Source organism: Trueperella sp. HMSC08H06, assembly GCF_001808465.1.
Taxonomy (GTDB): domain Bacteria; phylum Actinomycetota; class Actinomycetes; order Actinomycetales; family Actinomycetaceae; genus Trueperella; species Trueperella bernardiae.
In genome coordinates, this window is record NZ_KV793346.1 from 1 (window position 1) to 12,173 (window position 12,173).

At 68.2% G+C, this 12,173-nt stretch carries 13 protein-coding genes; 8 read left to right on the top strand and 5 right to left on the bottom strand.

The features are described 5' to 3' along the window. Positions 1 to 184: 184 nt before the first annotated feature. The gene (gene gluQRS / locus HMPREF3174_RS03850; protein WP_068538561.1) at positions 185 to 1,093 is read left to right on the top strand and encodes a tRNA glutamyl-Q(34) synthetase GluQRS; all 909 of its coding nucleotides are present in this window, start codon (positions 185 to 187) and stop codon (positions 1,091 to 1,093) included. A gap of 78 nt (positions 1,094 to 1,171) precedes the next feature. Here gluQRS and HMPREF3174_RS03855 read toward each other — a convergent pair whose 3' ends face one another. Next, positions 1,172 to 1,384, bottom strand: a complete 213-nt coding sequence (locus HMPREF3174_RS03855) for an antitoxin (protein WP_070447997.1) — start codon at positions 1,382 to 1,384, stop codon at positions 1,172 to 1,174. Positions 1,385 to 1,499: 115 nt separating this feature from the next. Then, entirely contained in the window at positions 1,500 to 2,492 is a 993-nt protein-coding gene (locus tag HMPREF3174_RS03860; RefSeq protein ID WP_070447999.1) for an Fpg/Nei family DNA glycosylase, read from the bottom strand. Positions 2,493 to 2,658: 166 nt separating this feature from the next. Here HMPREF3174_RS03860 and clpB point away from each other — a divergent pair, with 166 nt between their 5' ends. Beyond that, entirely contained in the window at positions 2,659 to 5,292 is a 2,634-nt protein-coding gene (clpB, locus tag HMPREF3174_RS03865; RefSeq protein WP_068538562.1) for an ATP-dependent chaperone ClpB, read from the top strand. On the opposite strand, the gene HMPREF3174_RS03870 is transcribed toward clpB, so the two are convergent. Both HMPREF3174_RS03870 and HMPREF3174_RS03875 read right to left on the bottom strand, forming a co-directional pair. After that, the gene (locus HMPREF3174_RS03870) at positions 5,289 to 6,719 is read right to left on the bottom strand and encodes a mycothione reductase (protein ID WP_070448001.1); all 1,431 of its coding nucleotides are present in this window, start codon (positions 6,717 to 6,719) and stop codon (positions 5,289 to 5,291) included. The two genes, clpB and HMPREF3174_RS03870, sit on opposite strands and share 4 nt — an antisense overlap. A gap of 67 nt (positions 6,720 to 6,786) precedes the next feature. Further along, entirely contained in the window at positions 6,787 to 7,287 is a 501-nt protein-coding gene (locus tag HMPREF3174_RS03875; protein ID WP_062614058.1) for a TM2 domain-containing protein, read from the bottom strand. 84 nt (positions 7,288 to 7,371) lie between these two features. On the opposite strand from HMPREF3174_RS03875, the gene HMPREF3174_RS03880 reads away from it, so the two are divergent. Next, positions 7,372 to 8,175, top strand: coding sequence for a serine hydrolase domain-containing protein (locus HMPREF3174_RS03880; RefSeq protein WP_082661228.1), 804 nt, complete (start codon positions 7,372 to 7,374; stop codon positions 8,173 to 8,175). A 25-nt stretch (positions 8,176 to 8,200) separates the two neighbouring features. Here HMPREF3174_RS03880 and HMPREF3174_RS03885 read toward each other — a convergent pair whose 3' ends face one another. Continuing rightward, a complete protein-coding gene (locus HMPREF3174_RS03885; protein ID WP_062614057.1) occupies positions 8,201 to 9,025 on the bottom strand; it encodes an exodeoxyribonuclease III in 825 nt (274 codons plus the stop codon). Positions 9,026 to 9,079: 54 nt separating this feature from the next. Here HMPREF3174_RS03885 and HMPREF3174_RS03890 point away from each other — a divergent pair, with 54 nt between their 5' ends. From HMPREF3174_RS03890 to HMPREF3174_RS03910, 5 genes are all read left to right on the top strand, one after another. Beyond that, the gene (locus HMPREF3174_RS03890) at positions 9,080 to 9,847 is read left to right on the top strand and encodes an SDR family NAD(P)-dependent oxidoreductase (protein ID WP_062614056.1); all 768 of its coding nucleotides are present in this window, start codon (positions 9,080 to 9,082) and stop codon (positions 9,845 to 9,847) included. A gap of 48 nt (positions 9,848 to 9,895) precedes the next feature. Next, positions 9,896 to 10,336 (top strand): hypothetical protein, encoded by a 441-nt coding sequence (locus HMPREF3174_RS09215; RefSeq protein WP_148132162.1) that lies wholly within the window; start codon positions 9,896 to 9,898, stop codon positions 10,334 to 10,336. A 91-nt stretch (positions 10,337 to 10,427) separates the two neighbouring features. After that, positions 10,428 to 10,910: a hypothetical protein gene (locus tag HMPREF3174_RS03900; RefSeq protein WP_070446027.1), complete on the top strand. Its 483-nt coding sequence runs from the start codon at positions 10,428 to 10,430 to the stop codon at positions 10,908 to 10,910. Continuing rightward, entirely contained in the window at positions 10,907 to 11,593 is a 687-nt protein-coding gene (locus tag HMPREF3174_RS03905; RefSeq protein WP_070448005.1) for a TrmH family RNA methyltransferase, read from the top strand. Before HMPREF3174_RS03900 ends, HMPREF3174_RS03905 begins: the two co-directional genes overlap by 4 nt. A 10-nt stretch (positions 11,594 to 11,603) precedes the next feature. Beyond that, positions 11,604 to 12,068: a (deoxy)nucleoside triphosphate pyrophosphohydrolase gene (locus HMPREF3174_RS03910; RefSeq protein WP_082661227.1), complete on the top strand. Its 465-nt coding sequence runs from the start codon at positions 11,604 to 11,606 to the stop codon at positions 12,066 to 12,068. The last annotated feature ends 105 nt before the right edge of the window (positions 12,069 to 12,173 follow it).

The window sequence follows — 12,173 nt, forward strand, 5'->3', positions numbered from 1 at the left end:
AACTGCTCTTCCGGGGCCCACCCCATGCCCCTGCGCCCGGTCCGACAGAACTCGTGAATATACCGGCTACCGATCCCTAGAGGAACCCGGGTGGCCCCAGATTCACGAGTTGTGTCAACAATCCGCCCGGGGGAGGGGATCCCACCCGGCGCCGGGCCGAGCGTGAGCAGGGTAGACTGTCGCCGTGACCGGCCGCTATGCACCCTCGCCCACGGGCGATCTCCATCTGGGAAACCTGCGAACCGCTCTTCTGGCCTGGGCTTTTGCCCGCCGCGAGGGGCTGGGCTTTCACATGCGCATGGAGGACCTCGACGATCGGTCACGGCCGCAGTATTATGATCGCCAGCTCGCAGACCTCGACGCGATCGGCGTCGACTGGGACGGTGACGTCCTCCACCAGTCCACCCGCATCGACCGATACGAGCAGATCTTCGCCGAGCTCATCGCGCGCGGCCTGCTCTACGAGTGCTATTGCACCCGCCGCGAACTGGCCGACGTGGCCTCCGCTCCTCACCGGCCGCCCGGCTGCTACGCCGGCACGTGCCGTGACCTCACCGAGGCCGAGCGTGAGGAGGGCCGTGCCAAGCTCGCCGGAATGTACCGCGGCCCGGCCTACCGACTCCGCGCCGAGGTAGACGAGCTCGAGGTCATCGACCGGCTGGCCGGCCGCTACACCGGCGCCGTTGACGACTTCGTGATTCGCCGCGGCGACGGCGCCTACTCCTATAACTTCGTCTCTGTGGTGGATGACGGGGACTTCGGCGTCACGCAGATCGTCCGCGCCGACGATCTCCTTCCCTCCACCCCGCGCCAGGTCTACCTTCAGCGCCTACTCGGCTACGAGACCCCCGAGTACATTCACGTGCCCCTCGTGCTCAACCTCGACGGGGTGCGGCTGGCCAAGCGCGACGGCGCCGTTACCCTCACCGACCTCGCCGCCTTCGGCTGGGACCCCCGATCGGTCCGCGCGCTGCTCCTCGAATCGTTGGGTCTGCCCGCCGACGCCGACCTCGCCGACCTCGCCCCCGAGGTCATCCCACGCGAGCCCTGGCTTCTGGACGTCGCCGCGCTCGAGCTCGGCCCGCGGGCATAAGAGTACCCGCGCATAAAGTCCCGGGCATAAAAGTGGGGCGCTGACCCGCTGGTCAGCGCCCCACCCGGCTAAGGGGTTTTATGACTCATCCACAACCGGGGACTGAGCCGCACTCGAGCTCTCGTTGCCCACGCGGGCATCGAGCTCGTCACGGACCTTCTCAATCTTGTTGGCGTGCTCGGCGCCAGCCTTGTCCTTGGCAAACTTCTCTGCCTGGTCGAGGACCTTGTCCGAGTACTCCTCTGCCTGGTCGCTATTGAGCATTTCCTTGGCCTTATCAAAAATACCCATGTGGTCCTCCCCTCTCTTCGGTGACGCCGGCTTCCCCGGCTACCCGCAGTTTATCGGATGGTCGGAGCGAGGAAAAGGGGAGAATTGCGCCCACGGTGAAGAGCCCCGGCTAGCGCTAGCAGCCCGGGCACCAGAACAGGCGCCGGCCCTGCATGTCCGCCTCGCGCACGGTGGCCCCGCAGCGCAGGCAGGCCCGCCCCTGCCGGTGGTAGACCGCGAAACGGGAGGCCTCGGGGTCGCCGGGGAGGGGCTCGGCGGGTGCGAGCTCGGGATCGACGGTGTGGATCGTCCCGCGCACCAGGCCGTCGTCCATGAGAACCACGAGGTCGTCCCAGAGGTCGGCGAGCCTGCCCGCCCCGACCCTTGCGCCCACGCGGTACGGGTGGATCCCCGTGCGGAACAGGGACTCGGCGCGGTAGATATTGCCCGGTCCGGCCGCCACTGACTGATCCATGACCAGCGCTCCCACCGGCGATCGCCGTCGGCGCACGAGCTCAATGAAGAGGTCGCGGTCCCCGGGCGCGTTACGTAGCGGGTCCGGCCCGAGCTTGCCGACGACGGCGGCCACCTCGGCTCCCGTCTTGATGGCGCACTGGTTCGGGCCCGACAGGTCGGCCGAACCTCGGTTGGTGAGGAGGCGAAGCCGGACCGCGCCGCGGGGAGCTGGCGGGCGCCAGGGTTCGGACGCCGCGGACGGGTCCGACTCGCCAGCCGCGGGACATCCGGTACCGGCCACATCCGCGGCCGCCGGAAGCTCGGTCACCGCCTCACCGATGAGGATGTGGGGAGCGCCGAGGAGCTTCGAGGAGAGGAAGTCGGGATCGCCGTTGAACACCCACCGGCCGTACAGCCCGAGGTGAACGTGGAGCCAGAGGGAGTTGGGGGCTGGTTCGGTGAGGGAAGGGACGGTGGCGTTGGCGCAGTCCTCGGGCACGAACGGCACGAAAAGGTGCTTGCCCCAAGCTTGGGCGGGGAGGATGAGGGCACGGTCGAGGATCTCGGCGCCGGCGGCGAATCGCCCCTGCGGGGAACTCGCGCGCACGACCTTCCCGGCGAAGAGCTCGGTTAGCACGAGTGCGAGGCGGTGGATGGAATGTCCTTCTGGCATGACTCCAGTCTAGGGGTGACGTAAGCGGCAGGGAAAAGGACACCTCCCTCTAGACGCACGAACTTGAGCGCGATACACTCAACTTAGTTGATGTTGGAGGTGGCTACCGGAGCCGGTTAAAGACCCCGGAATCCCGCCAACAACCGAAGGAATATTTGGAGGTCTCATGGACAAGCTCACGACCAAGTCGCAGGAAGCGATCGCGGACGCGCTCACTTCTGCCACTCAGGCGGGTAACCCGCAACTCGAACCAACCCACATCTTGGCCGCCCTGCTCGCGCAGAAGGGAGGCATCGCGAACGTGCTCTTGGAGGCGGTGGGCGCCAGCCCGGCGGACATCGCGGAGCGCACGCGCGCCCAGCTTGCCACTCTCCCGGGGGTGACGGGCTCGAACGCTCAGCCGCAGGCCTCGCGCAACACGTCGCTCGTGCTGGCGGACGCTGGCAAGGAGGCGGCCGCGCTCGGCGATTCCTACATTTCCACCGAGCACCTGCTGCTCGCGCTCTCCGCGAACCAGAGCTCGGCGGGGGAGATCCTGCGCGCTGCGGGCGCGGGGCATGACCAGCTCATGGCCGCCCTGCCCACGGTACGCGGCAACCGCAAGGTGGATTCCCCGGACCCGGAGGGCACCTTCCAGGCGCTCGAAAAGTACGGCACGGACCTGACGGCCGCGGCGCGCGACGGCAAGCTTGACCCGGTGATCGGCCGCGACGCCGAAATCCGCCGCGTCGTCCAAGTCCTCTCTCGCCGTACGAAGAATAACCCCGTCCTCATCGGAGAACCGGGCGTGGGCAAGACCGCCGTCGTCGAGGGCCTGGCCCAGCGGATCGTGGACGGCGACGTGCCCGAATCCCTGCGCGGCAAGCGCCTCATCTCGCTGGACATCGCGGGCATGCTCGCGGGCGCGAAGTACCGCGGCGAGTTCGAGGAGCGTTTCAAGGCAGTGCTGGCGGAGATCAAGGATTCCGACGGCGAGGTGGTCACGTTCATCGACGAGCTCCACACGGTGGTCGGCGCCGGCGCGGGCGGGGATTCCTCGATGGATGCCGGAAACATGCTCAAGCCGATGCTGGCCCGTGGCGAGCTGCGCCTGGTGGGTGCCACCACGCTGGACGAGTACCGCGAGCACATCGAGAAGGACCCGGCGCTCGAGCGCCGCTTCCAGCAGATCTACGTGGGTGAGCCGTCGGTGGAGGACACGGTGGCGATCCTGCGCGGCATTGCGCCCAAGTACGAGGCGCATCACAAGGTGACGATTTCCGACGGCGCCCTCGTGGCCGCGGCTACGCTTTCGGACCGCTACATCTCGGGCCGCCAGCTGCCGGACAAGGCGATCGACCTGGTCGACGAGGCGGCCTCCCGCTTGCGCATGGAGCTCGACTCCTCACCGGAGGAGATCGACGTGCTTCAGCGCCAGGTGGATCGACTTACGATGGAAAAGTCTTACCTCGAGGATACGGAGGAGGACGACGACGCCGCGGCCGCCGATCGCCTTGATCGCATCGAGGCGGAGCTGGCCGACAAGTCGGAGGAGCTCGCCGCGCTCAACGCCCGCTGGGAGTCGGAGAAGGCCGGCCGGAACAAGGTGGGCGAGCTGCGCGTGCGCCTGGACGAGCTGCGCACCGAGCTGGAGAAGGCGATCCGCGAGGGCCGCTACGAGGAGGCCGGCCGCATCCAAAACGGCGATATCCCGCAGGTCATGGAGCAGATCGAGGCCGGCGAGGCGGCAGAGCGCAGCGAGGATCGTAGCGCCCCGATGATCGCGGAGCGCGTGGACGCGGACGGGATCGCTGAGGTGGTGGCCGCCTGGACGGGCATCCCGGTGGGCCGGCTCATGCAGGGCGAAACCGAAAAGCTCCTCACCATGGAGGACCACATCGGCGAGCGCCTGATCGGCCAGCGGGCCGCCGTCGTGTCGATCTCGGACGCGGTGCGCCGCTCGCGGGCAGGGGTCGCGGACCCGAACCGGCCCACGGGTTCCTTCATGTTCCTCGGCCCCACGGGCGTGGGCAAGACGGAGCTGGCGAAGGCACTCGCGGACTTCCTTTTCGACGACGAGCGGGCGATGGTCCGTATCGACATGTCGGAGTACTCGGAGAAGCACTCGGTGGCGCGCCTGGTGGGCGCCCCTCCGGGATACGTCGGCTACGAGGAGGGCGGCCAGCTGACGGAGGCGGTGCGGCGCCGGCCCTACGGTGTGGTGCTCCTGGACGAGGTGGAAAAGGCACACCCGGAGGTCTTCGACATCCTGCTTCAGGTGCTCGACGACGGCCGGCTGACTGACGGCCAGGGCCGCACGGTGGATTTCCGCAACACGATCCTCATCCTCACCTCGAACATCGGCTCGCAGTTCCTCATGGACGAATCGCTCGATGAGCAGGCGCGCAAGGAGTCGGTGTTGGCGGGGGTGCGGGCGCACTTCAAGCCCGAGTTCCTCAACCGTCTGGACGACATCATCGTGTTCGACCCGCTGACCATCACCGAGATCGCGCAGATCGTGGACCTGCAGATCGGGCAGATGATGGCACGCCTGGCCTCGCGCCGGATCACGCTGGAGGTGACGGAGGCGGCGAAGTCGGTGCTCGCCATGGAGGGCTACGACCCGGCCTACGGCGCCCGCCCACTACGCCGGCTCATCCAGCGCGAGATCGGCGACCAGCTGGCCCGACTCATGCTGTCCGGGCAGGTGCAGGACGGCGACACCGTGCTGGTCGATTCCGCCGACCTCGACACCTCCATGGTTGAGGGCACGCCCGTCCACCGCCTGGTGTTGACGCCGAAGCCGGCCGCCCGCCCCTAGACGACCTGCAGCAGCGCGTTTTCCACCAGCTCCGGCATCGCCGGGTGGATCCAGTACTGGGTGCGGGCGATGTCGGCGGCACTCTGGCCGGTGGCCATCGCCTGCACGATCACCTGGATGAGGGTGGGCGCCTGCGGGCCGATGATGTGGCAGCCGAGGATCCGAGTGCTGCCGCGTTCGGCGATGATCTTGCAGAAGTTCGTGGTGTCCTCCATGGCCCACCCGTAGGCGATGTCCGCGTACTTCTGCACGCCCACCACGTAATCCTTGCCCGACTTCCGGGCCTCCTCCTCCGTCATCCCCACGGTCGCGATCTGCGGGTGGGAGAAGACGGCGGCGGGGACGGCGTCGTGAACGGACTCGATCATCGCGTCGGGGTGGAGCAGGTTGTGCCGCACCACGCGGGCCTCGTGGTTGGCGACGTGCTTGAGCATGTAGGGGGAGGAGACGTCGCCGAGGGTGAAGACCCCGTCGAGCGGCCGGCCGTCGTGGCCGAGGGCGCGCTGGTAGGTGTCGGCGCAGATCCGCCCACCCTCCACGGCGATTCCTGCGGCGGCGGGGTTGAGGGTGTCGGCGTTGGGGATGCGGCCGGTGGCCACGAGGATCTGCTCGGCCTCGAGCGTGATCTCCTCGCCCCCGCGCGTGCCAGTGAGGCGGACCATCCCGTCCTCGCGCGCGGCGGACGTGGCCTGGAAGCCGGTGACAAGCCGGTAGCCGACCGAATTGGTGTAGGCGCGGGAGATGTCGAAGTCGAGCTGGCGCAGCATCCGCTGCCCGCGCGCCACCGCGGTCACGTCCACGCCCAACGCGCTGAACACGTCCGCCATCTCGGCCGCGATGTAGCCCGAGCCGAGCACGAGCAACGACGCGGGTAGCTCCTCCAGGCGCATGATGCTCGCGTTATCGAGCGCGCCGACGCCGTCCAACCCGGCCACGTCCGGCATGGCGGGCCGCGATCCGGTGGCGACGACCACTCGGTCCGCGCTCACGGTCACCGTGCGGGCGCCGGGCTGGCCCTCTGCGCCTGCCGGGCTCTCGGAGCCCTCGGCCAGGGTGATCTGCACGGTCTTTGGCGCGACGAACGTGGCATGCCCTGTGTAGAGCGTGAGGTTGGCGTTATCCGGATTATTCTCCCGGTAGTCCTTGCCAGCGGCGGAGATCGGGTCGATACGGCCGAAGATGCGTTCGCGGATGGCGGGCCAGTCCACGCCCTCGAGGCGGAGGTCGACGCCGAGGCGCCCCGCGTCGGCGGCCTGGCGCGCCACGTTGGCGGTGTGGACGAACATCTTGGTGGGGATGCATCCCACGTTCAGGCACGTGCCACCGAACACTCCTTCTTCCACGAGCGCGATGCGCTGGCCTGCGAATTCAGGGCCGGGGATGGTGTTGGCCGAACCGGAACCAAGGATCAGGAGATCGTAATGCATGCCCCCAGCCTAGCGCCCGGGCAGGCGCCGGTGCGCGGCGGGGTGCGGAGGGGCGGGGTGTCAGTGGTTAGGGAAGATCGGCGTAGTCACCCGTGCGGCGCGCGATCTGCCAGCACTCGACCAACACGAGGGCAATGATCGGTAGCATCATGAAAATCGACCCGGTGGCGGTCATGCCCAGCGTGCCAGCAAACCACACCAGAACGTTCACCGCCGCGCGGCTCGTGCGGCCCAGGTAGAAGTTGTGGGCGCCGAGCGTGCCAAACAGGAGAGCGAGGACGATCGCCACCCAACGGTTACGCGACAGGATCGCCGTGTGGTGGCTCTTGTGATCGCTCGGGGCTTGAGGGGCGAGGAGGATGCCGGCGCCGAAAGACGGGTGAGCCCGCAGGGCGGCATCGTGACGAAGGCGGGCCTCGGCCGGGCTGAAGCCGCGCGCGAACTCGCCCAGGTTACCCGGCGCGTACAAATCGGGGCCAGGGGCCGTGCGCAAGGAAAGAAGTGGATCGGGCGAGCGTTCAAAACGAACGCCGTCCGCCAAGGAGCTCAACCGCGATGTCTCGTCCATGTGTCCATAGTAACCACTTTCGTTCACGACGCCGAAACTCACCTGCCGCCTGCAGTGCGGCCGGCTTTGTGCCAGAGTGGAAGCATGATCACCGAGCCTCTTCCCGCAGACAAGTTCGACTTCGAGCACACGTACGTGGCCTTCGACGCCCACGACGTCAAGCTTGCCGTGGGCGACCCGACGAAGATCTACCGATACATGTCGGTGACCAAACCGATTGCCGCGTGGGGGATCCTGGTGGCGATCGCGCAGGGCAAGTTCGAGCTCGACACCCCCGCCGGCCCAGAGGGCTCAACGTTCCGCCACCTGCTCGCACACGCCTCCGGCCTGCCCGCCGAACCCGGCGAGCCCATCGCCAAGCCCGGCCGACGCCGCATCTACTCCAACTACGGCTTCGACGTCATGGGCGAGGAGGCCGAGAAGTACATCGGCATGTCGATCCAGGACTGGATCCAGGCCGAGGTACTCGACCCGCTCGGGATGACCTCCGCCCGGATCGTCGGCTCAATAGCCCACTCCGGCACGGGCGCGGCGAACTGCCTGGTCCGCTTCGGGCGCGAGATCCTGCGCCCCACGCTCATCCCCCGCGACCTCGCCGAAAAAGCCTTCCAGGTGCAGTTCCCAGGGATCGGCGGGATCACGCCCGGTTACGGGCGCTCACAGAACCGCCCGTGGGGGCTCGGCTTTTCCATCCGTAACCCCCTCGAGCCGCACTGGACCGGCCCCCACTTCTCCCATCACGTGGTGGGACACTTCGGAATGTCTGGTTCGTTCTTCTATATGGACCTGTCCCAGGGCAAGGGCGGCGCCTTCCTCGGCGTCAAAGACTTCGACAAGGAGCATATCCAATACTGGCCGGTCCTCACCGACGAAATGGTGCAGCTGTAGCGCGCTGGCCGCGCAACTACGTCCGCTACAGCGCGAACTCTACGATGACGGGCACGTGGTCCGAGGCCCCCTTTCCCTTGCGCTCATCCCGGTCGATCGCGGCGGAGGTGACGGTGCCCGCCAAGGCCGGTGAGGCATAGATGTAGTCGATCCGCATCCCCTCGTTCTTGGGGAAGCGCAGTTGCTGGTAGTCCCAGAACGTGTAATTCGTGACCCGCCCCCGCGTGACCTCCACGAATCCCGCCTGCTCGAAAGCGAAGAACGCCTCCCGCTCCGGCTCACTCAGGTACAGGCCGCCGGTGGCGCTCGTGTCCCACACATCCGCATCGGTGGGAATGACGTTCCAGTCCCCGACCAGGGCGATCTTCGCCTCCGGATCCTCCACCAGCCGGGCGGCCATCGCGTCTTTCAGCGCAGCCAGCCATGCCAGCTTGTAGTGATAGTGAGGGTCTCCAACAGCCCGCCCGTTGGGAACGTACAGGCTCCAGACCTCCACGCCTGAGCTGAGCCCAGTGCTGCCGCAGGTGGTGCCGAGAGCCCGGGCTTCGACGTCGCCGGCAATGAACAGCCCCTCGCTGGGCGCGCCCTTGGCAAAGCCGGGTTGGCCGGGGAACGCCGTGCGCACGCCCTCCAGCCCCACCCGCGACACGATTGCCACGCCGTTCCACTGATTGAGGCCGTGCAACGCCACCTCGTAGCCCGCCTCGCGGAAGGGTTCGAGGGGGAACTGCTCAGGCTTGCACTTGATTTCCTGCAGGGCGAGCACGTCCAGGTCATGGCGCGCGAGCACCTCCACGGCGCGGTCCGCGCGGGCGCGAACCGAGTTGATATTCCATGTCGCTAACTTCATGACCCCAGCCTACAGTGAGCCTCCGACAAGTTTTTCTCCCGCTAGACTCAACCCATGACCACCGCACTCATCACCGGCGCCTCCGCCGGCCTCGGCCGCGAATTCGCCCGCCAGCTCGCCGCCTCCGGCCACGACCTCATCCTCGTCGCCCGCAACGCCTCCTGCCTCGAGGACGTGGCGGGGCAGCTGCGCGCCGAGTTCGGGGTACGCGTGGAGGTCCTCCCCGCCGACCTCGCCGATCACGACGCCGTGGGTCGGGTCGCGGCGCGGATAACGTCGTCGTCGGTGGCGCTGGTGGTCAACAACGCGGGATTCGGGCTCGGGCAGGACTTCGTGGGCGGCTCGCTCGAGCGGGAGCTCGCCGGGCTGGACGTCATGGTGAGGGCCGTGCTCGTCCTGTCGCACGCCGCGGCCGCGTCCATGAAGGCCCGCGGCCGCGGTGCCATCATCAACGTCTCCTCCATGACAGCCCTCACCGCGCAAGGCACCTACTCGGCGCACAAAGCCTGGGTGCGCACGTTCACCGAGGGGCTCGCCGCCGAGCTCGCCGGCACCGGCGTCACTGCCACCGCCGTCACCCCCGGCCTCATCCGCACCGAGTTCCACGAACGCTCCCACGTCGACTCCAGCCAGTGGCCCGACGTCGTCTTCGCCCAGCCCGCCCAGGTGGTCGGCGCGGCGCTCGCGGCGGCCCGGCGTGGCCGGGTGCTCGTCACGCCCACTCCTCTCTATAAGGCGGCGGCCGGCGTCGTGAAGCTGATGCCGCGCGCGCTCGTGCGGAAGGTGGCCGGGCCGGGCCTATCCGGCCGTGACGGGGCCTGACCGCGGGGCCTCCCAAAATTCTCTGTGGCCTGCGGCACAGATGTGCCAATGTTGACTTCAGAGCTGGAACTCGCCGGCCACCAGCGCAACGAGGGGCTGACGAGGCCGGATACCCCGCCGAGCTGTCGGCCGATGGCCGGGCATTCACTGGGAAGACCTCAGCGACGCCACTCGGACGCAGTTCTGGATCTGCTACGCCGAATACGCTCCCGACCCCGTGCCTACCCCGAGGAAACGCCCGAGCAACGCGCCGTCAAGTACGAGTGCTACACCAGCTTCTTCGTCCCATGTGCGAAGGCTCAGGGAGTGGAGTTCCTCCAGGAGCCGCCCAGCAAGGAGGCCTGGATCACCAGTTTCGATGATGCGCACAGCGGCGACGCGTGGTCGCCCGCGGCCCGCAACCGATTCGTGGATGGAAGCGAGACTGCGCGGAATCTGTACGCTGCGTGCCCGGCGTTGCCGCTCGCCCAGTACTATTACGGCCAGTGACATGTTAGCCAAGCGACTCCTCCCCGCCGTGTGGGCCTCCCACCGCGACCCCGTTGCCGTGCTCCGCACCCCGTAGTCGTATGCTGTGAGCATGGACATTAACGACGCACCCAAAGCGCGCCTTGCCGACCACCTGCGCGAACTCGACCCCCTCACCGCCACACTCCACCGCGAAGCCGCGCCCCTCCTCGGCCACGCCATGCTCGACCTACTCGAAGAAGCCGGGCTCGGCCCCGGCAACATCGAAGCCGTCGGTGGCGAGGGGCCGCTCGCGCTCGCCATCGCCACCGCCATCCTCCACGCCGCCGCCGCGCGCGGCCAATACCTCGACGCTTTCCTGATCGACGACGCCGTGGCGCGGCCCGCGATCGACGGGCCGGTTGTCGTGGTGGGATTTGACTCGGCCCGGGTGCCGGGGGAGCTGGCTGCTGGTGGGCCGGATGAGGGACCGAAGGTGGCGGGTGTGGCCGTCGTCGTTGGGGCGGCCGGAGCGGAAGACGTGGGCGCGGCGGGCGGGGACGGCGTCGTGGAACTGGCACTCTTTGAGGCCCCTGACCTGGGGGAGGCCAAATGACCGACGATCCACACGGCTTCCTGACCTGGGGAAACGGAGAGAAGATCGGGGGAATCGTGGGGGTCGGGCCGTGGGCCGAGGAGCACCCCGGCGAACCGGTACCCGACGACCCCCGCTACGACCCCGAGTTGCTCGCCGCCGGCGACCGGCGCAACGTCACCGACCGCTTCCGCTACTGGCGCGTGGAGACGATCCGCGCCGAGCTGGAGAAGAGCAGATCGGCGCTGCATGTGGCGATCGAAAACCTCGAGCACGACCTCAACATCGGGTCGATCGTGCGCACCGGCAATGCATTCAACGTGGGTGGCGTCCACATCGTCGGGCGCAGAAAATGGAACCGGCGCGGGGCGCTTGTCACCGACCGGTACCTCAACATCTACCACCGGCCCAACGCGGCCGCGCTCGCGGACTGGGCGCGGGAGGTCGGCTACACGCTCGTGGCCGTGGACAACACCGGCGACACCGAACCCATCGAAACCGCCGACCTGCCCGAGAAGGCCGTGCTGGTGTTCGGGCAAGAATCCGTGGGCATCTCCGATGAGCTGCGGGCCGTGTGCCCGCGGGCAGTGTACATCCCACAGTTTGGGTCCACGCGCTCGCTCAACGTGGCCGCCGCCGCGGCCATCGCTCAGCACGAGTGGGTGCGGCGACACCGGCCGTTGGGGGCTGGGGCCGGAGAATGAGAGGGAGACGGTGAAAGAGATTCACGTGGTCGGGGCTGTGTTCTGGCGGGAGGCTGACCCGGAGGCCGACCCGGCGGGCACGGGAGCCGGAAAGGGGGCTGGGCGCGAGGCTAGGCGCGGTGCCCAGATTCTGGCGGCCCAGCGCGGGCCGGGGAAGAACATGGCCGGGTACTGGGAGTTCCCGGGCGGGAAGGTCGAGCCGGGGGAGACCCCGCGGGAGGCGCTGGCGCGCGAGGTGCGCGAAGAGCTGCTGGCGGAGGTGGAGGTCGGGGAATTTGTGGGCCGCGGAGTCTACGACTACTCCTTCGGCCGGGTCATCCTGGACGCGTATTTGTGCAGGTTGGAGGGTCAGCCGCGGCTGACGGAGCACGCGCAGGTGCGCTGGCTCGGGGCCGACGAGCTGATGGATGTGGAGTGGGCACCGGCCGACCTGCCCATCCTGGAGGAGCTGCGTCGCCGCCTCTCGGCCGGCTGATCCGGCGCCGCCGAGCCGGCGCCCGCCCCTGCTGAGGCCTCACCCGCCCCGGCCGATTAAAAACTTTTGGACGAATTCGGGGCGATCTCCTCATATAAGAAGATC